Source organism: Trinickia diaoshuihuensis, assembly GCF_003390925.1.
GTDB lineage: Bacteria > Pseudomonadota > Gammaproteobacteria > Burkholderiales > Burkholderiaceae > Trinickia > Trinickia diaoshuihuensis.
In genome coordinates this window covers 244,628-270,154 of sequence record NZ_QUBS01000090.1, presented here as the reverse complement: position 1 = coordinate 270,154, position 25,527 = coordinate 244,628, and the positions used below count along the sequence as shown (strand labels likewise).

18 protein-coding genes and 6 pseudogenes are annotated in these 25,527 nt (G+C 61.6%); 9 read left to right on the top strand and 15 right to left on the bottom strand.

Annotated elements, in window-relative coordinates; all coding sequences use genetic code 11:
• The first annotated feature begins 73 nt into the window (after positions 1–73).
• A complete protein-coding gene (locus DXT59_RS29520; RefSeq protein WP_116141927.1) occupies positions 74–646 on the top strand; it encodes a TetR/AcrR family transcriptional regulator in 573 nt (190 codons plus the stop codon).
• 15 nt (positions 647–661) lie between these two features.
• Here the strand turns inward: DXT59_RS29520 and DXT59_RS29515 are convergent.
• Positions 662–1,255 (bottom strand): annotated as a pseudogene (locus DXT59_RS29515) (TolC family protein); the annotation flags it as partial.
• Between DXT59_RS29515 and DXT59_RS29510 the strand changes: the two are divergent.
• A pseudogene (locus tag DXT59_RS29510) lies at positions 1,254–2,531 on the top strand (efflux RND transporter permease subunit); the annotation flags it as partial. The pseudogenes DXT59_RS29515 and DXT59_RS29510 sit on opposite strands and share 2 nt — an antisense overlap.
• 140 nt (positions 2,532–2,671) lie before the next feature.
• On the opposite strand, the gene DXT59_RS29505 reads toward DXT59_RS29510, so the two are convergent.
• Entirely contained in the window at positions 2,672–3,415 is a 744-nt protein-coding gene (locus DXT59_RS29505; RefSeq protein WP_116141925.1) for an IclR family transcriptional regulator, read from the bottom strand.
• Positions 3,416–3,535: 120 nt separating this feature from the next.
• Here DXT59_RS29505 and DXT59_RS29500 point away from each other — a divergent pair, with 120 nt between their 5' ends.
• Positions 3,536–4,525 carry a nitrilase-related carbon-nitrogen hydrolase gene (locus DXT59_RS29500; RefSeq protein WP_240324735.1) on the top strand — a complete coding sequence of 330 codons (990 nt, stop codon included), beginning with the start codon at positions 3,536–3,538 and terminating at the stop codon, positions 4,523–4,525.
• A pseudogene (locus DXT59_RS29495) lies at positions 4,522–5,447 on the top strand (threonine/serine dehydratase). Before DXT59_RS29500 ends, DXT59_RS29495 begins: the two are co-directional and overlap by 4 nt.
• A gap of 7 nt (positions 5,448–5,454) precedes the next feature.
• Here DXT59_RS29495 and DXT59_RS29490 read toward each other — a convergent pair.
• The 4 genes and pseudogenes from DXT59_RS29490 to DXT59_RS29475 form a co-directional block, all read right to left on the bottom strand.
• Positions 5,455–6,093, bottom strand: coding sequence for a LysE family translocator (locus DXT59_RS29490; RefSeq protein WP_116141920.1), 639 nt, complete (start codon positions 6,091–6,093; stop codon positions 5,455–5,457).
• A 90-nt stretch (positions 6,094–6,183) separates the two neighbouring features.
• A pseudogene (locus DXT59_RS29485) lies at positions 6,184–6,540 on the bottom strand (HD domain-containing protein); the annotation flags it as partial.
• A 93-nt stretch (positions 6,541–6,633) separates the two neighbouring features.
• The gene (locus DXT59_RS29480; protein WP_116142281.1) at positions 6,634–7,089 is read right to left on the bottom strand and encodes a carboxymuconolactone decarboxylase family protein; all 456 of its coding nucleotides are present in this window, start codon (positions 7,087–7,089) and stop codon (positions 6,634–6,636) included.
• Between the two features lie 24 nt (positions 7,090–7,113).
• Entirely contained in the window at positions 7,114–7,530 is a 417-nt protein-coding gene (locus DXT59_RS29475) for a cupin domain-containing protein (RefSeq protein ID WP_116141918.1), read from the bottom strand.
• A gap of 262 nt (positions 7,531–7,792) precedes the next feature.
• Between DXT59_RS29475 and DXT59_RS29470 the strand changes: the two genes are divergently transcribed.
• Entirely contained in the window at positions 7,793–8,488 is a 696-nt protein-coding gene (locus tag DXT59_RS29470) for an HD domain-containing protein (RefSeq protein ID WP_116141916.1), read from the top strand.
• 20 nt (positions 8,489–8,508) lie between these two features.
• A pseudogene (locus tag DXT59_RS31380) lies at positions 8,509–8,610 on the top strand (SDR family NAD(P)-dependent oxidoreductase); the annotation flags it as partial.
• A 33-nt stretch (positions 8,611–8,643) separates the two neighbouring features.
• Here the strand turns inward: DXT59_RS31380 and DXT59_RS29460 are convergent.
• The 4 genes from DXT59_RS29460 to DXT59_RS29445 all read right to left on the bottom strand — a co-directional run bounded on the left by DXT59_RS29460 (position 8,644) and on the right by DXT59_RS29445 (position 14,153).
• The gene (locus DXT59_RS29460; protein ID WP_116141914.1) at positions 8,644–9,885 is read right to left on the bottom strand and encodes an MFS transporter; all 1,242 of its coding nucleotides are present in this window, start codon (positions 9,883–9,885) and stop codon (positions 8,644–8,646) included.
• Positions 9,886–10,008: 123 nt separating this feature from the next.
• Positions 10,009–11,868 carry an amidase gene (locus tag DXT59_RS29455; RefSeq protein ID WP_116141912.1) on the bottom strand — a complete coding sequence of 620 codons (1,860 nt, stop codon included), beginning with the start codon at positions 11,866–11,868 and terminating at the stop codon, positions 10,009–10,011.
• 28 nt (positions 11,869–11,896) lie between these two features.
• A complete protein-coding gene (locus DXT59_RS29450) occupies positions 11,897–13,165 on the bottom strand; it encodes a D-amino acid dehydrogenase (protein ID WP_338065206.1) in 1,269 nt (422 codons plus the stop codon).
• 103 nt (positions 13,166–13,268) lie between these two features.
• Complete coding sequence (locus DXT59_RS29445) at positions 13,269–14,153, bottom strand: LysR family transcriptional regulator (RefSeq protein ID WP_116142278.1); 885 nt, start codon at positions 14,151–14,153, stop codon at positions 13,269–13,271.
• 212 nt (positions 14,154–14,365) lie between these two features.
• Here DXT59_RS29445 and DXT59_RS29440 point away from each other — a divergent pair, with 212 nt between their 5' ends.
• Positions 14,366–15,811 (top strand): N-acyl-D-amino-acid deacylase family protein, encoded by a 1,446-nt coding sequence (locus DXT59_RS29440; RefSeq protein WP_240324734.1) that lies wholly within the window; start codon positions 14,366–14,368, stop codon positions 15,809–15,811.
• Between the two features lie 32 nt (positions 15,812–15,843).
• On the opposite strand, the gene DXT59_RS29435 is transcribed toward DXT59_RS29440, so the two are convergent.
• Both DXT59_RS29435 and DXT59_RS29430 read right to left on the bottom strand, forming a co-directional pair.
• Positions 15,844–16,992 carry a porin gene (locus DXT59_RS29435; RefSeq protein WP_116141908.1) on the bottom strand — a complete coding sequence of 383 codons (1,149 nt, stop codon included), beginning with the start codon at positions 16,990–16,992 and terminating at the stop codon, positions 15,844–15,846.
• Positions 16,993–17,255: 263 nt separating this feature from the next.
• The gene (locus DXT59_RS29430; RefSeq protein ID WP_116142276.1) at positions 17,256–18,218 is read right to left on the bottom strand and encodes a quinone oxidoreductase family protein; all 963 of its coding nucleotides are present in this window, start codon (positions 18,216–18,218) and stop codon (positions 17,256–17,258) included.
• Positions 18,219–18,310: 92 nt separating this feature from the next.
• On the opposite strand from DXT59_RS29430, the gene DXT59_RS29425 reads away from it, so the two are divergent.
• On the top strand, positions 18,311–19,120 hold the full coding sequence (locus DXT59_RS29425; RefSeq protein WP_420823437.1) for an AraC family transcriptional regulator: 810 nt from the start codon (positions 18,311–18,313) through the stop codon (positions 19,118–19,120).
• 128 nt (positions 19,121–19,248) lie between these two features.
• On the opposite strand, the gene DXT59_RS29420 is transcribed toward DXT59_RS29425, so the two are convergent.
• Positions 19,249–22,008: a putative bifunctional diguanylate cyclase/phosphodiesterase gene (locus DXT59_RS29420; protein ID WP_116141906.1), complete on the bottom strand. Its 2,760-nt coding sequence runs from the start codon at positions 22,006–22,008 to the stop codon at positions 19,249–19,251.
• A gap of 210 nt (positions 22,009–22,218) precedes the next feature.
• Between DXT59_RS29420 and DXT59_RS29415 the strand changes: the two are divergent.
• A pseudogene (locus DXT59_RS29415) lies at positions 22,219–23,345 on the top strand (aminotransferase class V-fold PLP-dependent enzyme).
• 156 nt (positions 23,346–23,501) lie between these two features.
• Here DXT59_RS29415 and DXT59_RS29405 read toward each other — a convergent pair.
• Together DXT59_RS29405 and DXT59_RS29400 are read right to left on the bottom strand one after the other, a co-directional pair.
• A complete protein-coding gene (locus tag DXT59_RS29405) occupies positions 23,502–24,161 on the bottom strand; it encodes a lysozyme inhibitor LprI family protein (RefSeq protein ID WP_162878303.1) in 660 nt (219 codons plus the stop codon).
• A 292-nt stretch (positions 24,162–24,453) separates the two neighbouring features.
• Positions 24,454–25,491 carry an SDR family oxidoreductase gene (locus tag DXT59_RS29400; protein WP_116141902.1) on the bottom strand — a complete coding sequence of 346 codons (1,038 nt, stop codon included), beginning with the start codon at positions 25,489–25,491 and terminating at the stop codon, positions 24,454–24,456.
• Between the last annotated feature and the right edge of the window lie 36 nt (positions 25,492–25,527).

Sequence of the window (25,527 nt, the reverse complement as noted above, 5' to 3'; positions counted from 1 at the left end):
TGCAATCAATAGTTCCGAAACAACCTGAACGTTGCCTCGGGGCTTTGCCGTCGGATGTACAGGAGAGATAGATATGAAGGTTACGAAGGCGCGTGCGAGCGAGAACCGGGAAGCGATCGAAAAAGCCGCGGCGGCGTTGATGCGCGAGCGCGGTTTCGACCAAATGAGCGTGGCGGCGGTGGCGGGCGCGGCGGGCTTGACGCATGGCGCGCTGTACAGCCACTACGGCTCGAAGGAAGCGCTCGCCGAGGCCGCGACGAAACGTGCCTTCGACGACACCGTCAGAGGATTGGCGGGGTTGTCCGCTGCCGAGTTCGTCGTGCGCTATTTGTCGCCGATGCACCGCGATCATCCCGAGATGGGCTGCCCGAACGCGGCACTGGCGTCCGAGGTATGGCGGCAGCCTGGGGGAACACGTCAAGCGTTTCGCGATGGGATCGAACAATACGTCGAGCTGCTCCGATCGATGCTAACGTCCGCCGGCGAACCGGGAGACAAGGCTAAGGCGGTGACGATGCTGGCGGCGATGGTGGGAGCGATGGCGCTGTCGAGGGCCGTCGACGATGTCGATCCGTCATTTTCGAACGAAATCCTCAGCGACGTGAGCGAACAACTGACGGCGTTCATCGGGGCCAAGCGCGCTTAGTGCGCGTCGGCTCGATCAATCGGCCGACGACAACCGCACCGGATCCGCGGAGGTATCCCATCCGCCGCCGAGCGCCTTGAATGTCGCAATCGCCGCGCGAGCCGATTCCGTTTGCGCTTGCGCCCTCGCATCGGCCGCCTGAAGCAGTGTTTCGTCGGCATGCAGGACGGCTTGGCGATAGGCTGCGAGCGCTTCGGCGTCCTTGCCCTTCGCCTCGCCCACTTCGGCATTGATGCGGCCGAAATCGAACAAGCGCCAACGCAAACCCAAAAGCCCCGCGGCTTGGGTGGCGCCGCCCGAGAACAGCGTGCCGGCCGATACCGCGGTGGCGCTCCCGAGCAGCGCGGAGAGCGAAAGCTTCGGGTAGTACTCGCCGATCGCCGCGCCGATACGGGCATTCGACGCGGCGAGACGACGCTCGGCCGCGATCAGGTCGGGCCGCCGTTGCAGCGGATCCGCGGGCTTGCCCATATCGCCGATGGAGGGTGCCGCGGGAATCGGCGCGGCGGCGGCAAGCTCCGTGCGATGCGTGCCCGGCGGCGAGCCCAGCATGACATCGAGCGAGTTCATGGCCGCATCGAGATTTGCCGTGAGGACCGGCACCGTTGCGCTGAAGGCGAAAGGGCAGCCCGAACGGCTACTGGTGCGCGACGCCGAAGCGCTTCGTCGGCGGCTCCTTCACGTGGCAGGCGTGAAGAAAGTCAATATCGTCGGCGAACAGGCACAGCGGATTTTCATCTCCTTCTCGCACGACCGCCTCGCCACGCTCGGCGTCACGCCCCAAGAAATTTTCGCGGCGCTGAACGGCCAGAACGTGCTCACGCCGGCCGGCTCGATCGATACGGGCGGCGCGCAAGTCTTTATTCGCGTCGAAGGCGCCTTCGACAAACTCCAAAAAATCCGCGATACGCCGATCGTCGTTCAGGGACGCACGCTCAAGCTGTCCGACGTGGCGAACGTCGAACGCGGTTACGAAGACCCGGCGACATTCCAGATCCGCAACGACGGCGAGCCCGCCTTACTGTTGGGCGTCGTCATGCGCGACGGCTGGAATGGCTCGAACCTCGGCGCGGCGCTCGATCAGGAAGTGGAGAAGATCAACGCGGGTTTGCCGCTGGGAATGAGTTTGACGAAAGTCACGGATCAAGCCGTCAATATTCATTCGTCCATCGATGAATTCATGATCAAGTTTTTCGTCGCATTGCTTGTCGTCATGATCGTCAGTTTCGCGAGCATGGGCTGGCGTGTGGGGATCGTCGTGTCGGCGGCAGTGCCGCTCACGCTTGCCGGCGTATTCATCGTGATGGCCGCGACGGGGAGGAATTTCGACCGCATCACCCTCGGGTCGTTGATTCTGGCGCTCGGCCTGCTGGCCGACGACGCGATCATCGCCATCGAAATGATGGTCGTCAAAATGGAGGAGGGCTACAGCCGCGTTCAGGCATCGGCGTACGCATGGAGCCACACGGCCGCGCCGATGCTCTCCGGCACGCTCGTCACGGCCGTCGGCTTCATGCCGAACGGCTTTGCACGATCGACGGCCGGCGAATACACGAGCAACATGTTCTGGATCGTCGGCATCGCGTTGGTCACGTCCTGGGTCGTCGCCGTCGTCTTTACGCCCTATCTCGGCGTGAAGTTGTTGCCCGAGATACCCCGAATCGAGGGTGGACACGAGGCGATCTACAACACGCCCAGGTACCAACGCTTCCGCCGCTTCCTCGTGCGTGTCGTCGAGGGTAAATGGATGGTCGCGACAATCGTAATCGGCTCGTTCGTGGTGGCCGTTGCAGGGATGGCTGTCGTGAAGAAACAGTTCTTTCCGACGTCCGATCGTCCGGAAGTGATGGTCGAAGTGCAGATGCCTTACGGCACGTCGATCGACATCTATGCAATCGCATCGGCGCTCTCGCTCGACTGATCGGCCGGGGAATCATCGGCCATCTCTGGGCGAATCTTGAACCTGTTGCGGGACGCGACGTAAGCGAATTGGCCGGATGCGATCGCGTCCGGCCGAAACGAAAGCTACGCCGATACCCGCGACGCCGTGACGGCTGCGCTCAAGACCTTCGCCAGCGCTTTCGGATTGCCCACGCGCGCGGTCGGACCCGCGACCGATATCGCACCCAGGACCTCGTTGCCGCGCAGCAGCGGTACGGCCACGCACGTCAAACCCGCGATGAGTTCCTCCGCATCCACCGCGTAACCTTGCTTGCGGATCTGCGCGAGTTCCGCCTCGAGCTTTGCCTTCTCGACGATGGTATTGGGCGTAAAACGTTCGAGTCCCTCGTCGCACACGCGTGAAAGCAATTTCGCTTCGAGCGAAGCGAGCAGTACCTTGCCGACACCGGTTGCATGCAGCGGCCCGCGCCAACCCACTTGAGAAAACATACGAATCGGGTGAGGTGAATCGACCTTCGCGAGATAGACGACGCGATCGCCATCGAGCACGGCAAAGTGGGCCGTTTCCCCTGTCTCGTTGACGAGGCTTTGCAATAGCGGCTTGACCCGCTCGGCCAGCGCCGCCTGCGCGCCGGCGCCCACGCCTTGAAAGAGCCCGGTCAGACGCAAGCTGAGCCGATAGGCTTTGTCCTCCTGAACGATCCACTCACGTTGTATCAACGTTTTAAGTAGCCGATAGACCGTCGCGCGCGGCAGGTCCAAGGACTGCGCCAACTGGCTGACGCCGAGCCCGAGTTCCGAGGCGGCCATCAACTCGACGAGACGAATGGCGTGCTCAACGCTATTGACCGTCGCGATTTCACCCATCACCTCTCCTCGAATCGTTAGACAAAGACGAACGCGCGCCACTTGCCAAGTATTCGGCAAGAGACTACGATGTTCTTTATTGATACTATCACGTTCACTATAGATACACAAGGAGGCGATGTGAGTGAGTTGAAGACGCAAGCCCCATGGATCGCGGCAGTCGTTCAAGGCACGCCGGTGCCTTTCGATCAGCGCCAGACGTTAGCCAAAGTGGAGGATCTGGTTGCATCGGCCGTATCTCGAGGCGCCAAGCTGGTGGTCTTCCCCGAAGCGTTCGTCGGCGGGTATCCGAAGGGGCATGTGTTTGGGTCGTACGTGGGCGGACGCAGTGACGAAGGAAGAGACGCCTATCGGGAGTATTGGGAAGCGGCGATCGATGTACCGGGGCCGTACGTGGAGGAATTGGGCGCTATTGCGGGATGTCATGGCGTCCATATCGTGATCGGCGTGATCGAGCGCGATGCGGGAACACTCTATTGCTGCGTGCTGTTTTTCGGTCCGACCGGAGCATTTGTCGGCAAGCATCGCAAGTTGATGCCGACCGGTGCGGAGCGATTGATCTGGGGTTACGGTGACGGTTCGACCATGCCCGTGCTCGACACGGATCTAGGCAAACTCGGAGCGGTGATTTGCTGGGAGAACTACATGCCGATGATGCGCACGGCCATGTATGCGAAAGGGATTCAGCTCTACTGTGCGCCGACGGCCGATTCGCGGCCGAGCTGGGTTGCCTCGATGCAGCATATCGCGATCGAAGGCCGGTGCTACGTCCTTGCGAGCAATCAGTTTTTACGGCGCGGCGACTATCCGGAGCAATACCCCAGCCCGTTCGGCGACGATCCCGAAGCGGTCGTGCAGGCCGGTGGGAGTTGCATCGTCGATCCGTTTGGCCGAATCCTTGCCGGTCCGGCGTTCGGTGAGGAAACCATTTTGACGGCGGAGATCGATCTGCGAAACATCGCCCGCGGTAAGTTCGATTTCGACGTGACGGGCCATTACAGCCGCCCGGACGTGTTTCGCTTGACCGTTGACGAACGCCGTCAGGCACCGGTGAGTGTCATTTCCGCTGGCCGTTCCCAAGAAGCGCATTACGAGGAAGGATCCAAATGATTGCTCAAGAAGACATTCGCGCGGCCGCGCAGCGTATCGCGCCTTATATTCGCACCACGCCTGTTATACGGCTCGAACCTGGTTGCTTCGACGTTGCCGGCGACATGTTCCTCAAATTGGAGTCTCTCCAGGTCACGGGCTCCTTCAAACCCAGAGGTGCGTTCAATCGGCTGCTCAGCGCACCGCTTCCCCCGGCGGGTGTCATCGCCGCCTCGGGTGGAAACCACGGTATCGCAGTCGCTTACGCGGCTAAAAGACTGGGCGTTCGCGCCGAGATCTTCGTGCCGAGCCTAGCTACGGCAATCAAGCGCAAGATGCTGACGGATCTCGACGCGCAAATCGTTGTGGCGGGCGATACCTATGTCGAAGCACTGGCCGCTAGCGAAGCGCGGGCCGCGGAAACGGGGGCGCTCAAAGTTCATGCGTTCGACGATGCCGCGACGGTGGCGGGGCAAGGAACGATTGCGATCGAACTCGAGGCGCAAGCGCCCGATGTCGACACCGTGTTGGTTTCCGTGGGAGGCGGCGGATTTATTGGCGGTATTGCGGCCTGGTTTGCCGGGCGCGTAAGAATCGTCGCCGTCGAACCGACCGAATGTCCAACGCTCAACCGCGCGTTGCAGGCGCGCATGCCCGTCGATGTGCAAACCGGGGGCATTGCCGCGGATTCGCTCGGGTGTAAACGTATCGGTGACGTGCCGTTCTCGGTGCTGCTGCCTGCCGTCAGCGATTCGGTGTTGGTGTCCGACGAGCAAATCCGGCAGGCGCAACGGCTTTTGTGGGGAAGCTTAAGCTCGTCTCCGAGCCGGGCGGCGCAACGGCGTTGGCGGCGCTGGTGTCGGGAGGTTACCTACCCGCGCCGGGGGAGAAAGTTGCCGTGGTGATCTGTGGGGGCAATGCCGATCCGGCGTCGTTTGCTTAGAGCCGCGTTAAATCCCGGCTTTGGACCCATTGAGAATCAATCGCACACCGAGCACGGAAATGGCGCCAGCGGCAATGCGGTCGATCCATTTCTTCGCCCGGAGATACATTTCGCGGGGCCCCTTGCTGGAAAAACATAGCGCGACGATCGTATACCACCCGCATTCCACGGCAAACACGAGCGGTGGCAGAACGAAATAGCACCAAAGCGGTGGATGCGCAGGAAGCAGTGCGGCAAAAATACTGCCGTACCAAATGGCGGTTTTCGGATTGCTCAGTTGCGTCGTGAGACCGAGCCAGAACGATTTGCGTGTGCTGCCCGTCAGTGTGGCGAGCCTGTCATCGACCGTGATGGGATGCCCGGCTCCGCGCCAAATCTTTGAAGCGATAAAAAGCAGGTACGCGCCACCCGCTATTTTTAAACCGATATAGAGCCATTCGACGGCCTGCAACAGCGTGTAAAGCCCGGCGAGCGCAACGCCGCCGAAAAAGATGCCGCCTACCCCCATCCCGAGGGCGGTGGCCAGTCCGTCACTACGGGAAAGCCCAATTGCATTGCGCGCGACCAGCACGAAACTCGGTCCCGGAATCATGGCACCTAGCCATAACGCGACGAGAATAGCGAAAACGGCGGCGGATGCGGTCATCGAGCGCTCCCGGAATTGTTGAAGCCAATACCCTAGCTATGAAACGTTCCGCGCGCAACAAAAGCTCGGCTGCCGGTGGGGTGATCGATTCTCCACCCCAGCGGTCATGAGTTGAACCACCGGCTTCTCAAACTGCGGAATACCAGGCGTGGTATGCAAGGCAATGGCGTCCCAAACCAGGTCGATATCGTCTTCGGGAATGCGATGATCTTCGAGGAAACGGCGCGCGGCATTCGCACCGTCGACTTCGAAGCGATTCTGGGGCGTGTGGAATTGCTCGGTCAATCCGATATCGTAAAACATCGCGCCGATATAAAGAAGCCCCGGGTCGTACTTGAGCCGCTTGCGCCCACCGGTCGGCTCGCCGAAGAGAAACACTCGGGTGGAGTGGTGAAAAAGCAGGTCCGATTCCGTGTCGCGAATGAGTTCGGTGGCCGCGCGCGCCATCGCGCTATCGGGAATCTTGGTGCCTGCGATCGTGGATCATATTGGATCCTCCAATATTCATCTGGCCGCACCGCTGAAATCAGTGCAATAGGTTCACCGTTCCAACACGGCTTGCGGCGTATTACGGAAGCTGATCGCCATACGGTTATAGGTGTTCATCAGGCTGATTGCGATCGTCAAATCGACGAGCTCGCGCTCCTCGAAAGCCGCACGAGCGGCCTCGTAGGCAGCGTCGGGCACGCCGGTTTGCGCCACGAGCGTTACCGATTCCGCCCAGGCGAGCGCTGCGCGCTCTCGTTCGTCGAACAGACCGCCGGCCTCTCTCCACGCCTGCAATAGCGCTAGTTTTTCGATTTTCACGCCCTTCTTCAGCAAGTCGCGCGTGTGCATGTCCAGGCAGTAGGCGCAGTTGTTGATCTGCGAGACGCGCAGATAGACCAGATCGACGAGGATCGGCGACAGTCCGCTTTGCGAGACATAGCCGTACACGCCGCCGAGCGCTTTCGCGCCGGCGGGCGCGAGTTGGTTGTAGTCGAGACGGTTGCTCATCATGTGACTCCTTAATGCGGTGATTTACTTAAGAGGCGTGGTTAAAACCTTGTCGTTGCTGTCGACGACGAATACCGCCAGCAACTTCGCCGGTTCGGATTCGCTCGCATTGCGACTGACACGGTGAACCGCGCCGGGCTCTTCGAAAAAGCTTTCGCCGGCGTGGTAGATCCGTTTGGGGCCATCGTTCACCTGCGATTCGATCTCGCCGGAGAGCACGTACGCGTAAATAAATGCCGAAGGGGCGTGCGTGTGCGCCGGCGATGCCGCGCCGGGGGCGTAGTCGACAACGACAGCCTTCAACGATTTGCCCGGAATGTTGGGAATGGCGTGCGCGAAATTCGGCGTGACGGTTTCAGCGTTGTCGTGCGCCGCGGCGGGCAGGGCTGCGGCAAAGGCGAGACCGATACAAGCGTAACCGGCGATCGATCGAATGTTCATAGGTATTGGCTCCTGACTGTTGCTGCAGTTTGATACAGCGCTGGGGCACGCGAAAGAACCAGGAATGAACATTTTCGATGTACCAAGAATCGGTCGCCTGGCGGGCTGACCGGTCGGCAAACGCACGCCAAGGAGGGCGATAGTGCAGTCGAATTTGCCGATCTTGGGTCTTTTTCGTGGCCCGTGACAGGCGTAATTTCGGGTTGTCACGCGGGCCATCGGCGCCGGCGGAACCACAGCCTTTTACAGACCGAGTATCGCCATGAAGCAAGACAACACTGTCATGAACCGCGAAATGTGCGGCGTCGTGATTCCCGATAGCCGGCTCACCCGCGAGGTGACCCAGCTTATCCGCGACACCGAAAGCGCATTGCTGTTCAACCATTCCACGCGCGTGTACCTATGGGGATCGCTGCTTGGAAAACGAAAGAACCTCTCCTTCGATCCCGAGCTGCTATACGTTGCCGCCATGTTCCACGATATCGGCCTGACCTCGGACTATAGGGAAAGTCAACTGAGGTTCGAGGTGGACGGCGCGAACGCCGCGCGCGATTTTCTGCGTAGCCACCGCATAAACGAAGCGGATATCGAGAAGGTGTGGACCGCGGTCGCGCTCCACACCACGCCCGGCATTCCGGAGCACATGCACGGCGAGATCGCGCTGCTGCAAGCTGGAGCGGGCATGGATGTGGCGGGACGCGGCTTCGACGAGTTCACGGACGAGCAACGCGAGGCCGTGATCGAGGCCTACCCGCGAGGCCCCCAGTTCGCCGACAGGATGATCGACGCCTTCTATGAAGGCACGAAACATCGCCCCGGAACGACGTTCGGCACCTTCAACGATGATTTTCTTGCGCATAAGGACCCGAGTTTCGCCAGGGTCAACCTATGCAGCATCATCTTGAGTTCCCCTTGGGTCGACCATCCGCATTCGCATCGGCACGTGACGACTTTTTAAAAACTTCAGGATTTTTTTCGATGTTCAAACGTACGTTTCTAATCACGGGTGCGAGCAAAGGGATCGGCCGCGCCTTGTCGGATAGGCTCGCGGGCGAAGGTCATCAAGTCGTGGGTCTGGCCGTTCTGATCGCGCGCCCTTGCCGGCCGCTCACATCACGGGTTGGCGAGCGCCACCCGCGACGAATCCTGATTCGTACTTGGCGTCTTCAACGTGCAAGCGACCACGCAAGCGATCGCGGCCGAGAGCACGAGATACCAAAAGGCCCCGACGTATGAGCCATGGAAGGCCCCGATCAAATGCCCCATGATCACCGGTGCGATAAATCCGGCCATTTGACCGCCGAAGTTGATCAGCCCTGTCGCACTGCCGACCTTGTCATTCGGAAAATATTTGAGCGGAACAGTAAAAACCGTCGCGTAGACCATCGTGAATGCGCAGATGCATAGCGTCCAATACAGCACGAGCAGCGGGAGCGAGGACGTCGTCATCATCAGAACGAGGAACAGGGCGCACAGTAGCGCGCCGCACGCCATGAGCGGTTTCGATCGCTGCGCGCCCGCTTTATCGATCACATGGCCGACGGCGTTAGTGCCGAAGAACGCGGCGATGTAAGGGATCATCGATGCAATCCCGACATGTTGGATGTCTATGCCTCGAACCTTCAGCAAATACGAGGGCATCCATGATTGGAGGCCGAGGAACAGCGTGCTGCTGCAGAACCAGATTAGGCCCACACGCCATGTCATGGGATTGCGCAGTAAGTCCAGATACTGCGAACGGTGTTTAGCGGCTCCACCGGCGCCGCGCACCGACTCCCGAGGTTTGAGCATAAAGACGAACATCGCCGCGACGATCACGCCGCATACCCCCAATGCCGGAAACGTCCAACGCCAACCGTACGCCGCAATGACGGCTGCGACGAAAATCGACCCCGCCGCGTTGCCGAGAAACACGGTACTGGACATCAGCGATTGCACGCGGCCACGCTCGTGCTTTTGAAAATTCTCCGCGATCGCGACGGCATTGGCCGGCGCGAAGCCGCCCTCGCCGATCCCGAACAGCAATCGAATGATGACGAGCGAGGCGAACGACCAAGACATCCCCGTCAACGCGGTGAAGAAGGACCACATCACGATACAGGCGGTCAGCACGCGCTTCGCGCCGTAGCGATCGGCGAGCCATCCGCCGCCAAGCTGCATGAATGCGTAAGTGAAGTAGAAAGCGCCGAGAACGTACCCGCGCTCTTGATCATTGAGTCCAAATTCGTGGGCTATGGGAATCACGGCCGTCCCGATGACGATCCGGTCGGCGTATGCGACGACCCAAGCAACGAAGATGATGGCAATCAGCGCTGCCTTGCGCCAGTTTTGTGTACTCAATGTCGATGTCTCCATGACAACTCCTCTTGGCCCAGTTCGTCGGCCTGCCGATCGATCTCGACAGGCGCCAGGCTCTCAATGTGCGCGTGCCAATATGTCCAAGCAATTGACGATATGGCAATTGCCTATAAACGCATGTTATGGATGCCTCGAGCCTCGCGGGTTCGTCTCGGTTCCGAGGCACACAGGCACGGCTTCTTGCGTTCCGTTCGTCGTCGTGAGGCGCAGCGCGACCTCGCCGCCGACCCACCGAGCGAGTTGATGCGGTGCGAGCGGGAGCGTGCCGGATCTGCGGCGTTCGCCCCGCAGAAGCAGGTGGGCGAACATGGGGCCGGCCAACTGTTCTTGTCCGACATGAGCGGTCACGGCGATCAACCGGTCCGCCAGGACCGCGCTCGCGCACGCCTCGTAGCGCAGTTCGGCCGTCAACGTGTCCAACGTATAGTCGACGCGTACCCCCTCTTCGTCACCGCTTCGCTCGCGCAGATTGATGCTGCCGCGGACCGTCCGGTTCGATGAAGAGAGGTAGGACAGGCTAGGCGTGCTGTAGGGCGGCACGCGCGTCCATGCCTGCGCTTCCCAGTGGCTCGCGTAGCTGAGCAAGTCCTGCTCGGCGTAGCGCCGACCCAGCAGTTCGATGCCCACCGGCAGGTCGTCGCGCGTCCAGCCGGCCGGCATCACGATGGAGGGCAAGCCGGTGCCCGGCCCAAGTTGACTGTTATCGGCCGGCAAGATTTCCCCGATCAACGTCGGCTTGCGACGCAAGGCAGGATAGGCCAATACGTCGACCTGGTGCCGCGCCATGCAGGCTTGCACAACCCCGCGCAGCTTCGCTTGCTGAGCGATGGCCTCCCTGTACGCGTCGCTATCGGGCTCGTAGATTGCGTTTCTCGCTTTGAGCACCGTGTCGAGTTGCTCGTGGTGCAAACCGGCGGCGATGACATCGCCCAGCGAACGTATCGCGGACGCGGGATAACCGCGCAAATAGCCGGCTAGGGCGAAGCGGAACTCATGTGCGATGACATTGCTCGCCCGCATGAGTGGCTCGAGTTCGGGAATGTCGATCTCGACGAGCTGCGCGCCTAAGCCCTGCATCGTCTGCAACGCTTGACGGATCAGATCCGATACCTCGACTTCATCGGCGGCGCCGCCGAACAGTTGGCGCAGGACCCCGATCCTTAGCCCCGCGAGTGCGTCGGCGCGAATACCTGCCAAATAGGAGCGGGGAATATGCGCCCGGGCGCCGATCGTCGAAGCATCGGCGGGATCCTCGCCGACCATGGCGTCGAGCGTGACGGCGAGATCGGCCACGGTTCGCGCGAGCGGTCCCGCGATGTCTTGGGTGGGCGACAGCGGCATCATGCCCGAGCGGCTTGCGAGACCGCGCGACAACCGCAGCGTAAAGAGCGACTCGCACGACGCGGGAAGGCGCAGAGAACCGCAGGTATCGCTGCCGATGCCGACCGCGGCGAAACTCGCGGCAACGGCAACGGCCGTGCCGCCGCTCGAACCGCCGGGCACCCGGCGCGGGTCATAGGGATTGCGTGTAAAGCCCGTCAACGACGACACGTTCGTTACGCCGGCGGCTAACTCGTGCAGCGTCGTTTTTCCCAACACGATGGCGCCGGCGGAGCGCAGCTTTTCCACGAGAAAAGCGTCGCTGCGCGGATAGAGATTCGCAAACGCCAACGAGCCGCCGGAAGTCGGCAGGCCCGCAACGTCGATGTTGTCCTTGATGAGAATGGGGATGCCATGCAGTGGGCCGCGCATTCCCTTTTCGCAGCGCTCGACGTCGAGCGCCGCCGCTTCGTCTAAGGCGGACGGATTCAGCATGACGACAGAGTTGAGCCTGGGGCCGTTCCGGTCGAATGCCTCGATTCTGTCGATGTAGCCTTGCACGAGTTGGCGAGCGGTCACCTCCCCGCAGGCCATCGCGGCATGGAGTTGCTGCACTGATTTCTCGGTAACGTCGTAACGGGTTTCTTGCGAAATATTCATTCGCTCACCTCATCGGAATCGGAGGGCGCTAGGCGGGCAGCCCGAAACCGTCGAGCGGCACCGATGGCGTTCGTCCGCCGATAAGCTCGCTGACGAGCAAACCGCTCGCCAAAGCGAGCGTGAAACCGAGCGCGCCTTGCCCAAGGTTCAGCCAGAGATTGTCGAAGCCGGTTGGGCCGATGATGGGGGTACTCGTCGGCGTTGCCGGCCGCAATCCGCACCATGCGTCCGCGAGGCCGTAATCGGCAGCCTCGGGAAACGCTTGTGCGGCTTCCGCCCGCAGAGATTCGATCCGTGCCGGATCGGGCTTGGGATCGCGGCCGGTGATGTCGGCCATCCCGGCGATCCGAAGCCGATCGCCCAAGCGGGCATAGACAACCTTGCGATCGAAATCCGTGACGCTCGCGCGCGGCGCCGCACCGCGTTCGCCGATTCGGGCGGTCAAGCTATATCCCTTGAGCGGATAAAGCGGGATTCTAAGCCCAAGCGGCTTCAACAAGTCCGCGCTTGCCGTACCCGCGCACAAGACGACTTGATCGGCCTCGATCTCCCGGCCGCCGGCATGCACCGAGATGCGAGATGCTCGCCCCAACGTGCGGGCGCGCAAAGCGGTCACCTCGGTGCCGAGCATGAATTGAACGTTGCGCGAGCCAAGCAATTCGGCCAAGGCGGTGCAAAACTTATAGCAGTCCGCCGTCTCTTCGCTCGGCGTAAAAATGCCGCCTGCTAGTTTCGGCGCTAGCGCGCTCAAGGACGGCTCGACGACCGCGCATTCGCGTGGCGATAACACCCGTTGCTCGCAACCGAGATCGCGTTGCAGATCCACGAGATGCCGCGCCGAAGCGAAGCTTTCCTCGTTCCGATACACCACCAGTTTTCCAGCGGCCTTGTAGTCGAACGAGAGGGAGGACTCACGGGTTACGAGGTCCCGCATCAGTTCGCGGCTGAGGAACGAGAGCCTTAAAAGGCGGCGCGTCGCCAGTTCGCTTTGTGCCTGCGTGCATGCCCGAACGAATTTCAGCAGCCAGCGCCATTGGTCGATATCGGCGCGCGGACGGAATCGCACCGGCGAGTGCGCTTGCGTCAGCCACCGCGGCAACTTGGAGAGTATGCCGGGGCCGGCGAGAGGCGCCACGTAGCAATACGAAAGCTGGCCGCCGTTGGCATAGCTGCTTTCAAGCGCCACGCCGGCATTGCGTTCGACGATCGTCACGCGATGGCCGTCGGCGGCCAGATACCAGGCCGTCGCAAGTCCGGTCACGCCGCCACCCAACACCAGCACGTGCATATCGCCCATCCCTAGAATATCGATTTCCGCATTGTTGGCTGCTAGGGGCTAACCGTCCAATGCCGAAAAAGGCTGAAGCGATAAACGCGGGTTATGGGCATCGCGCCGCCGGCTATCGGGCGGCTTCACGTAGCGCTTGCAAAAGGCGCTCGGCGGGCTTCAAAGGCGGCCGCGAACGCTCGGTGACCGCATAGACATGCAAGGTCTGGTCGGAAGCGACGGGCCTCGTCTGGACGGTGTGCTGCCCGCCGCTCGATCGGGCAGTCAGCGAATCGACGAGCGCAAGGCCGACGCGGTTTTCGACGAGTGCTCGCGCCAGCGGATAAGTCTGCACGGATAGGCGCGAGCCGATACCCTCGGCGTCCGCCAGCCAGTCGGCGATCAGCGCGCCCAGGTAGTCGTCGGTATCGATCGAGATGAATGGCGTATTGGTCAGTTCGTTGGGCTCGAACGGACGGCTCAGCATGTCGTCCGGCCACCAGCCGGGCGGGGCGATGGCCCACAACGCGCAGTCGAGAATAGGCGTGGTAACCAGGTTCGGATGCGAGACGGGGCGCATGGTCAAGCCCAGTTCGGCCTCGCCGAGCAACAAGGCATATTCGATCTCGCGCGTATGAGCCACGGCGAGTTCGCACTGCGCATCGGGAAATGCTTTCGACCACGCGCCGACGGCGCGCGGCAACACGCTATAGGCGATCGCCGGCGTGACGGCGACGGTCAGTGGGCGCACCGCGCCCTGGGCCAGGCTTGTCGATAAACGCCGGATTCGCCGTAACTGATCTTCGAGCGGCGCCAGTTCTTGACGCAGCCGCAATGCTTCGGGCGTGGGCACGAGTTTGCCTTTGTCTCGGATGAACAAGGCAAAGCCCAGCGATTGTTCGGCATGCTTGAGGATCTTGCTGATCGCGGGCTGTGAGATGTGCAACAGCTTGGCCGCACCGGCCGCCGAGCCGGTCGAAACGATGGCGCTGAACACTTCGATATGTCGTAGCCGCACGTTGCTTCCTTTCCCGATAGGATTTCCGTTCGGCGTCACTGTACGCTACCCGATACGCGGCGCGAATAAGAAGCAGCCCTCATAACCGGCGGTTATCGGCACGGTCGCGAAAATCATTAGACACCCGGCCCATACCGGGCAATATTCCATCTCGTCGAAGACATCGCGCTTCATCATTCAGGGATACGAACGGTATGGCCTCGCGAGACGATATGAAGCTCTCCATCCTCATCCGCGGCGCAACGTTGATCGACGGAACGAAACGGCCCCGCGTCGATGCGGACGTCGGCATCGACGGCGACCAGATCGTCTTTATCGGCGACGCGTCGCGATTGACTGCCGACAGAGTCATCGACGCCTCGGGAAAGATCCTCGCTCCAGGTTTTATCGATTCGCACACCCACGACGACGCGGCGCTGCTGCTCGATCCGTTGATGTTGGCCAAGGTCTCGCAGGGCGTGACGAGCGTGGTGACGGGCAACTGCGGCGTCAGCACCGCGCCGCTTGCCGACCACGCGCCGCGGCCCATGCCGCTGAGTTTGATCGCAAGCCGTGAGTTGCACGGCGGCGCGTCGTTTCCCGATTTCGCCGGATACTTGGGTGCACTCGAGCGATCGCCGGCCTCCGTGAACGTAATCCCGATGGTGGGGCATACGACGTTGCGCGTCTCGGCGATGGACGCGCTCGATCGCGAGGCGCGTCCGGACGAGGTGCGCGCGATGCAGGCGCTGTTGTCGGAGGCAATGGATGCGGGTGCGGTTGGGCTTTCGACAGGGACGTACTATCCGCCTGCCGCCGCGGCGACGACGCGCGAGATCGTAGAGGTGTGCAGACCGCTCGCCGAGAAAGGCGGCATCTACGTGACGCATATGCGAGACGAAGCCGATCGATGCGTCGAATCGATCGAGGAGACGCTCGAAATCGGGCGGGCGCTCGGCGTCCCCGTCGTCATATCGCATCACAAATTGGCGCGCGAACAAAACTTCGGACGGTCGCTTGTCACGTTGCCGCTGATCGAGGCGGCGATGAAATGCCAATGCGTCGGCCTCGATTGCTACCCTTACGATGCGAGTTCGACGATGCTCCATCAGGACGAAGCGCGTCTGAAGGGCCGCGTGCGAATCGCTTCGAGCGGCTCGCATCCGGAGCTGGTCGGGCATGAGCTGGCCGACATCGCGGCATCGTGGGGTGTCTCGCTCGCTGAGGCGTCGAAGCGGTTGCAGCCGGCCAGCGCGATCTACTTCAGCATGGATGAAGCGGACGTGCAGCGTATCTTGGCGTTCGAACAGACGATGATCGGATCGGACGGCTTGCCCAGCAGCGAAAAGCCGCATCCTCGCCTGTGGGGCACGTTCTCACGCGTGCTCGGCCGCTATTGCCGCGAACTGAACTTGTTTCCGCTGGAAACGGCGATATGGAAAATGACGGGCCTCACGGCGCGAACGTTCGGCATCGGGCGGCGCGGCACGATCGAAGTGGGCAACTACGCCGACCTCGTCGTCTTCGACGCGCAGACGGTGGGCGACCGCGCCACCTATGAGAATCCCGCGCAGCCGTCCGCGGGCATCGAAACCGTTATCGTCAACGGCGAAGTGACATTCGCGCGAGGCGTCCATATCGGGCGGCGGGCGGGCCGCGTACTCACCCGCACGCGATAACACCGCGCCGCCCGGCACGCCTTGCCGGCTCGTCAGAACATGGTCCGGATACCGACGGCCGCGCCGACGTTGTTCGTACGACCGATCGAATCGACTACCCCGGTTGTCCGATTCGTTACGCCCGGATAGTCCGCGGAAAACGCTCCGGTACCGCGCGAGAAATCGGCGGTGCCGTAGATTTCCGTGCGCTTCGTAAGCGAGTATTCGGCCAGCACGGTGCCCGAGTAGTTGATGCCCGAGCCGAGCGTGCCGTCGAGGCGTTCGGCGTTTCGGGTTTGACCGTAGTAAGCGGCGAACGTGAAGAGCAGCGGGTCCGTTGCTTGCCAGTTGGCGCCCAAGTAGTACGTATCGTCGATGCGGTTCGGGCTGGCGCCGGGCAATACGGGCGCACCCGCTTGCTGCATGCCGCTGTCCAGCGTGCCGGTGCGGTCTTGCTGGTGCAGCCAGCCCGCGAGCAGCCGCACCTTGGGCGTGATCTGATAGGCGGCGCTGACGTGCAGCATGTTGATCTTCGCGCCATTGACCACGGCCCCTTGCGAGGACAGGACGGACGTTTGCTGGAAGCCGGCGCCGAGCGTCGCCGGACCTTGCGCGTACATCAGTTCGACGGCATACGTCGCACCGTTGCCGACTGAACCGGGCTTGTTGCTGAAACCGTAGGCCGCATCGATGCTCAAGCCTTTATAGCTCGCCTTGTACTTGACCGAGTTCGCGATCGTCAGATAGTTGCCGATGCCGTTCCAGGCCCAACTGTCTTGCCAATAGTCGCCGACGGTCAATGGATCGAAGATATCGCCCATCGTGTCGTACATCGGCGCATATTGATTCCCGAACGTGACCGTCCCCCACCTTTCGCTCGACAAGCCCACATATGCCTGACGACTGAACAGCGTGTTCGCCTGATGAAGCTGGCCGGTATTCACCTCGAAGCCGTTTTCGAGCCGGAAGACGGCGGACACGCCGCCACCCAAGTCTTCGCTTCCCCTCAAACCCCATCGGCTATGCGTTTCCGGCCCGACTGTCATGCCGATCAGATCTTTGCCATCGGCCGCGGCATTCGTTTGATACCGAATGGCCGTATCGATGAGGCCATAAAGCGTGACCGAGCTTTGAGCAAAGGCGGGTGATGCGGCAACGGCGCAAAGTGCGCCCGTTGCGATGGACATCGCGACTTCTTTCATTGGATCAAAATCTCAAGTTGAATGGAGGGAGAGGCGTGCTCTTTGGCTTTGAAAAAGGAGCATCGGGCCGGAGCATAACGCTCAAATTTTTGGATTCATAGGCACCGCACGATGCTGTTGTTCCTTTTCCACTCCCCGCGCCGGGCTTCGCGTAGCGGTCAACTCGTGATCAATGCATCAGTCGGAAAATGTCCTTTTCGAATCGAGTAATAATTGAATGGACGATTTCGATTCGTTTGAAACAAGCGCGATTAGCGAAGTGCCTAACGCGGGTTCGGCACGAATACCTTGCGCCCCTTGCCCGCTTGGTCGTCCCAGTGCTGGGCTAAATCGGCCAACGGTACCGCGTCGGCCGTGATATGGAGATGGCCGTCCGCCGCGGCGTGCAGCACGCCTTCGATAGCCTTCAATAGATGGGTGAACGGGACGCTGCCGATGCCGCTTCCCATAAGGCTGATCGGTTTCGAACGCAATACGGCCGCGGGCAACGAGAGTTCGAGCCCGCCCATGGACCCGATCTGCACGAAGCGCAGCGCGCGCTCCACTGGCGAGGCGCTTGCGGCGGCGAGCAATAGGGCGTGCGCGCTGGGCCCCCAAAGGTAATCCAGCACCACGTCGATGCCGGAGCGCAACGCCGCCGAGAACGCTTCTTTCATCTCGCTTTCGTCGCTCGCCAAGGTGATCGTCGTATCGACGCCGCCCGCGCGCAGCCGTTCGAGCTTCTCGGGATTACGGCCCGTCGCGATGATCTTTTCCGCGCCCAGCAGGCGGGCGATCTGCACCGCGAGTTGCCCCGATTCGCCCGTTGCACCGTTGATCAAAACCGTCTCTCCGCGAACCAAGTGCGCGCGCTCCGTCAACGCCGCCCATGAAGACATGCCCGGATTGGCGATGGCGGCTGCCGTGACGTCGCTAATGGCGGCCGGTAGCGCAATGCATTGCGTTTGCGCAACCGGTGCGAATTCCGCCATTGCGCCAAAAGGCGCGGTGGCCCCGAAGAAATAGACGCGCCGGCCGTCGTTCAATCGTCCAGCGCCGTCGACGCCCACCACCTGCGGATAGCTGTTCGACGAGGAATAATGACGACCCGCCGCCCTTCCACGGGCGAGCTGACTTAACGCGGACGCGCTTACCTCGACGATGTGCTCGCCTTCGCGCGGTTCGGGCCGACGGAAATCCATATAGATGGGTTGACTTCCCGGGGCGGTGACAACGGCGGCTTTCATCATGACTGATTCCCTTTAGCGTGAGGTGAAGCCCAAGTCTATGCGTGCGGAGTTGGCCAGGCTGCGGTATAACGGTCAATCCATACGCTATTTTGGTCAAAGTGAATCAATCGCCTTCCGCCGTCACGATCGTCCCCGGCGACCTCGTCGTATCGAACGAAGGGCCGTTTCTCGCCGCGGGCGAGCTGAGGCAACCGGCGCCGCGCGTGGTATCGACGCATAGTCATCCACGCGGGCAATTGATGGGCGCGTTAAATGGGCTCGTCTCCGTCGGCATAGCGTCGCAACAATGGGTCGTGCCTGCCGTGCATGCAATCTGGATACCGCCGCACGTCGAGCACTCGGTGCGCTCGTTCGGTCCATTCTCGGGATGGAGCGTATTCATTAGCGAGGCACGATGCCGCGATCTCCCGGCGAGTCCACGCGCGATTCGCACCACCGGGTTGCTGCGCGAGGCCGTGCACCGCGCGGGAGCGTGGGCGGGCGGGCCGCTCGATGCCGCCAAGGCTCGCATTGCCGAAGTGATTATCGACGAACTGATCGCCGCCCAGGCGGAGCCGCTCCATTTGCCGCGTCCGACCGACTCTGCGCTCGTGAAGATTACCGATGCATTGACGCACAACCTCGCGGACAACCGGCGGCAGGAGGAGTGGGCCGCGTGGGCCGGCGTCTCGGCTCGCACGATGAGCCGCAGGTTCGTGGCGCAGACGGGGCTGACGTTCGGGCGCTGGCGCCAGCAGGCGCGTATGTTGGCGGCTTTGGAGCGCGTCGCCGACGGCATGCCGGTCACGCGCATCGCGCTCGAATTGGGCTATGAAAACGTGAGCGCGTTCATCGACGTATTCCGCGATACCTTCGGGACGACGCCGGGGCGATATATGGCGCAGCCCGCCACGTCCTAGTCCGCATCGACCAGTTCGGCGATCTCATCGACCCCGATCGTGCGCCCATGCTTGTTCTTGACGCCATGTCCCCCGAGCCTGCACGTGCGCGCCGGGACGCAGATAGCTGTGCTCGAAGTGGCGAAAGCCTAGGTCAGCGCGGCGCTCTCCGTTGCTTCGAACCGCGCGACGTAAGCGGCGATGTCCGGCGCCGCCAAAGGCTTGGAAAATAGGTAGCCCTGGATGATCGGGCACCCGCGGTCCAGCAGAAACCGCAATTGTTCGTCGCTTTCCACCCCTTCCGCGACGATCTCGAACCCTAAGCTTTGCGCGAGCGCACTGACGGCGCGGATGATGGACTCATCGGCATGGCTTACGCCGATTCCGCGGACGAACGACATATCCACTTTGAGCCGGTTGGCGTGGAACGTACGCAGATACGACAAGCTCGAATATCCCGTGCCGAAATCGTCGATCGCAATCGAGACGCCCATGTCGCTCAGCGCTCGCAACGTTTGCAGGCTGTTCGGTGCGACCAGTGCTCCCTCGGTGATTTCGAGTTCCAGTCGCTCGGCGGGCAGACCGGTGATCGCGAGCGCGCGACGCACGACGTCGCAGAAGTTGTCCCGGGCGAGCTGGCGCGGCGCTACGTTCACCGAAATGCGCATGCCGGGTAAATGCGTCTCCCAACGTTTCGCTTGGGCACACGCGGTATGCAGCACCCATTCGCCGAGTTCTTCGATCAATCCGTTCTCTTCCGCGAGCGGGATGAAGACGGAAGGACTGACGGGGCCCAATTCCGAATCACGCCAACGGATAAGGGCTTCGACGCCGCAGACGCGCCTTGCCCGCATGTCGATCTGAGGCTGGTACACAAGCTCGAACGCCTTTTGCTCGAGCGCATCGCGCAGCCGTCGCGAAAGCTTGATGCGTTCATCCGAGACGCTCGCCAGTCTTGGGTTGAATCGCTCGACGCCGTTTCGGCCGTTGGCTTTGACGTGGTACATCGCGAGATCCGCATGCTTCAAAAGCGTCTCGGGGTCGTTCCCGTCCTCCGGATAGCAGGCCACGCCGATGCTCAGTTGCACGGACAATTGCGTGTCGTCGACGTGGATCGGCGCGCTGAATACCCGCGTGAGACGCTCGTACAACTTAGCGAGCCGCTGCGCATTGTATGGGTCCGGCAGCATCATGACGAACTCGTCGCCGCCGTAGCGCGTAGCGATGCCGTCACTCCCCACGCAATCGGACAGGCGTCGCGCGACTTCGCGCAGTAACCGGTCGCCCGCACCGTGACCGAGGCTGTCGTTGACATCCTTGAAGTGATCGAGATCCATGAACAACAATGCAAACGCGCGTTGTTCTTCGATGGCCTGACCGATGAGTTCGTGCAGCGTGACGCGGTTCGGGAGATTCGTGAGGGCGTCGCGACGCGCCTGCATGACGAGCTTGTCGCGCGAATCGATGAGTTCGGTGAGATCGCTTATGACGGAAATGTGATACGAGGGGATGCCACGTTCATCGCTGACGGAGGCGACGTGCAATTGATTCCAGAAGGATCGGCCGTCGGCGCGCCGGCTCTGGAGCAGCGTGCTGGCATCTTGTCCCTTTTCGACGATGTGCTGCAACTGCGGAAAGAGATCGCGGCTCGTGCTGCGTGCGCAAAGCGTTGCGCAGTCGCGTCCGACGATGCCGGTCAGCGCGTAGCCCGTGATTCTTTCGAATGCGGGGTTGGCATATTCGACGATTTGTCCTTCCTCGGTCGCGCGCGTAATGAGCACGCCATTGCCGATGGCATTCAGGGCACGGCTGCGCAGTCGCAATTCGAGTTCGGCGTTCTTGCGTTGCGTCACGTCGATGGCCGTGATGAAGCACGCCTCACGCTTGTCGTAAGTCAGGAAGTGATAGGACAGATCGACGTAGACGAGTGCTCCGTCGCGTCGCTGATGCCGGCAGATGCCGGCGGCTCCGCTTCCCGTGCCCGCCGACCTCGTCGCCCGTAGATCGCTCAGGAACGCGCACGAGTCGGCCGGCGCATAGAGCGACGCCATGCTGCGCCCGGCAAGTTCGCCGCTCGTATAGTCGTATTGCGTCGCGGCAGCGCGGTTCGCTGCGATGATTTCGAGCGTTTCGACATCGAAGATCAGCATCGGCAGCGGATGATGATCGAAATACTCTCGGAAGCGGCGCTCGCTCTCGGCGGCGACCACGTGTGCGCGCTGTCGCGCGAGGCCCGCGCGATAGTGAGCGATAAAGGCGTAGCCGAGCAAGGCGCAGGCGACCAAGCCGCTCAGAGCGAGCACGAGCCCTTCGACTTCGGTATGTCGCGCCGCGCTGTCGGCGGTCGCCTTCAATTTCGCGGTTTGCTCGTCACGCAGTCCGGCCACTTGCGAAGCGATTCGCTCGAGCAAGCGATTAGCATCGAGCAATCTCGCGCTGTCCACCGAGGCGCGCCCGTCCTCGAGACGGGCGTTGACCGCGATCTCGGCTTGCAAATAGGCCCATTGCGCGGTTTCCTCGCGCAACGCCTGCAAGATCGCGGCACTATCGGGCGTACGCGCGTAGGCCTCGCCAAGGCGCTGGAAACACGCGGTAGCCTTTCCCACGCGTGCGATCGGCCAGGCGAAAGACGCTAGACGAGCGCTTCCGAATCCTTGGAGAAAGTCCGCGTTGGCGCTTAGATAGAGGGTTTGCAGCGTATCGAGATCGTTGCGCACAAGGAAAGCACGCGTTCGTTCCCGGTGCAGGTGCTCCCGCCAATTCAATGTGTACCCGACCCCGGCGGCGAACATGCCGATCCCTAGCACCACGAGCGCGATGGTGACGGGGAGCCGACGATCGCTCCACAAATAGCGCGGCCATCGCCGCATCGCTGTGCGGGTCGCGTCGATATGTAAGCCGGTCGTCATTGATTGAGTGCGAGCGCGAGGACGCTGATCGAAATGGGTGCGGACAGTAGGAGGAGATGGCCCGATGGTCTTGGTTCAAGCCAAGCGATGCGGCCTCGCTGATTCCCGATACCGGTCTATCGGCCCTTGCCGCTAAAACTTGATAGGAAAGCCGGCTATCGGGAACTGAGCGATACTGCGCTTATTGTTTTTCCATTCCCGGAGACGAACGTGTCAGGCTTACTTCCCAATGTCGATCCCGAAGGACTCCTCGAATATTCGGTGGTCTACACCGATCGGGCGATCAACCATATGTCGCAACGCTTTCAAGGCGTGATGCGCGACATCTCCGGCGCCTTGAAAAGCGTCTATTGCGCCAAATCGGTTGTGGTGGTCCCGGGCAGCGGCACGTTCGGGATGGAGGCCGTTGCGCGGCAGTTCGCAACCGGCAAGAAATGCCTCGTCATTCGCAACGGCTGGTTCAGTTACCGTTGGTCGCAGATCTTCGATATGGGCGGCATTCCCTCCGAATCGATCGTGCTGAAAGCGCGTCCTGTCCAACAAGGCAGGCAAGCCGCGTATGCGCCGGCGCCGATCGAGGAAGTGGTCGCCGCGATCCACGAGCGCAAGCCGGACCTCGTTTTCGCGCCGCACGTGGAGACGGCATCAGGCATGATGTTGCCCGACCCCTACCTGCGCGCGGTGGCGGACGCAGTGCATGCGGTCGGCGGCATGTTCGCGCTCGACTGCATTGCCTCGGGCACCGTCTGGGTCGATATGCAGGCTACCGGCGTCGATATCCTGATCAGTGCGCCGCAAAAGGGTTGGAGCGCGTCGCCTTGTTGCGCGCTCGTGATGCTTGGCGCACTCGCCCGCGAAAGAATCGACGCCACGACAAGCACCAGCTTCGCCTGCGATTTGCGCAAATGGCTGCAAATCATGGAAGCCTATGAAAGCGGCGGCCACGCTTATCACGCGACGATGCCGACCGACAGCCTGGCAACGCTGCGCGATGTCATCAAGGAAACCGAGGCGTACGGCTTTGAGAAGGTGAGGGCCGAACAACTTGAACTAGGCAGGCGCATTCGTTCTTGTTGGCCCGTAAAGGCTTTAAAAGCGTCGCGGCCGAGGGTTTTCAGGCACCGGGCGTCGTAGTGAGCTATACGGACGACGACGGCATACGATCGGGTAAAAAGTTTGCCGATGCGGGCCTGCAGGTCGCGGCCGGTGTGCCCTTGCAATGCGATGAGCCCGAGGATTTCAAGACCTTCCGTATTGGGCTATTCGGCCTCGACAAGCTGCATGATATCGATGGTGCGGTCGCTAGATTCGCCGGCGCATTGGACCGCATCCTCTAATTGAGGCGTCGCGCTACGGCCAACAGACGAATGGCTCGCGTTGTCCGACGTGCCGCACGTCTTCCAGACGTTCGTGGACTCCCTCGACGAAGCGGGCCATGCCCTCGAGGGTGCGGCGCTTTTCATCACGCAACACCTCGGCAAGCGCGGCTCGAACTAATTCTCGGCCACGTCGCCCGAGTGGACCACTGCGTCCAAGTATTCCTGCTGGCGCCGAAACCATGCCGACACGCAGGCCGCGTCGTCGCATATCCGGTCGCGTTCTTCCCAACGACGCCGGACGATCCGTTCAAACGCGGCTTGGTCCTTGGCGACCAATTGCGCGATAAAGTAGCGCTCCGTGAAATGGTGATCCGCTTTCGCCAGTTCGGGCTGTCGACAGATGAGCTTCTCGGCGGCCGATCTCGTGCCTTCGCAATCGAAGCTCGGTGCCAATGGGTTTCTTATCGTGATCGCGTACGGCGTGGACGTCCATGGGCGCGCGGCATCCATGCTCGCCAGGATGCGATCCGCCTGGTTCTGCGCTGAATCCCACTTGCCTTGAGCCGTGTATCCAAATGCGACGAGTTTGCCGGCGACGGCATCTTTTACGATCGCGCCCAGTATCGAGGTGGAGGGCACAGGAACGGTTTGCACCTTGAGCGTCACCGGCGACACGATTTGCTCCACGGTCGCGACGGAGCACGGAAGCTTGCAATAGAGATGCAAGATTTGAGGCGGGAGGTAGTCGTGCTCGATATTGATATCGTACCGATCGCCGTGTTGGCCGAGATAGGTGACTGATACGAGAGGCGTACCGGCTGTGGCATTTCGCATCTCTTCTTGGCCCGGCAAACGCGCGTAGCCGTACGTCCAGTCTCGTTGATAGACGTAATGGAGTGGGCTTGACGATGGATCTATGTTTGCCGCTTCCTGCGCCGAGGAGGGGCGGTTGCCGAGAAGAAGCGTTGCAGCGAGTGCGAGCCGGAGTAATCGGTTTTTTTTGTACATCGTTGACGATAACGTTCGCTTAGAGGCCAGAGCCGAGCGAACGTATTGTTGCACAAAGCGATCCGGGAACCGGCCATCGGTCCCGGACGCGGCATGGTGCCATGCAGTGTTCGATCGGCTATTGAACCGAATGCCCCGCCACCTTCGGCCCACTCTGCGCGCGACGCGCCCCTCGCGTGAGCATCCACATCGCGAGTGCGCCGCCCGCGATCAGCGCCGTTTTCCGCCAATGCATGGCCGCCTGCGTATAAAGGCTCGATTCGAGTACGACGCGTTGCTGCGAAGACCGTTCATGGAGAGCGCCATCGCTCGAACCGGGATCCGTTTGCGCGCCTACCGGTTCGGCGGTCAGTTGCGACGAAATACCGATACGGCTCATCATTCGATCGTACAAGCGAGGGGCGATTCGCGCGAACGCCGCCATCGAAGCCGACGCGCCCCCGATATACAAATCGCGAACGGTATGCGTGGCTGCGTGCACGATGGCCTGCGCCACGATATCGGGCGCGTAGACCGGAGGCGGAAGCTTGGGCTGCCGGTCCACATGCTTGCGCGCATGCTCGACAAAGCGCGTATGAATGCCGGCGGGCTTGATCAGGGTCACCGATACGGGCGCGCCCTCGCTTTGCAATTCCATGCGCAGCGCATCCGTATAGCCTTTCACTGCATGCTTCGACGCGACATAGGCGCCTTGCAGAGGAAGCGCGACGTCGGACGCCTCGCTTCCCAGATTGATCAACGCGCCGCCGTGAGCTTTTAAGTGTCGGGCGGCGATGAGCGAACCGTTGACCACGCCCCAGAAGTTCGTGTCGAACAACTCCTTTTGTTCGTTGACGGGCACGTCGAGGCATTGACCGTAGATCGAAAAGCCAGCGTTGTTGACCCAGGTATCGTACCCGCCGAAACGCGCGATCGCTTGATCGGACGCCTTCTGAAGCTGATCCGCATCGCCTACGTCGGCGACGGCGTGTTCGACCTGGACGCCCTTGGCCGTCAGCTCTCGCGCGAGCGTTTCAAGCGCCTCGCCGTTGCGTGCGATCAGCATCAACCGCGCGCCGCGTTCCGCGGCCAACCGCGCGGTGGCCAAGCCGATGCCGCTGGTGGCGCCGGTGATGACGATGACTTGTGCGTCGATGGGTTTCAGTTTGACTTTCATGTCTATCCTCGATGGTGGCTGCCGTGCGAAGGCATG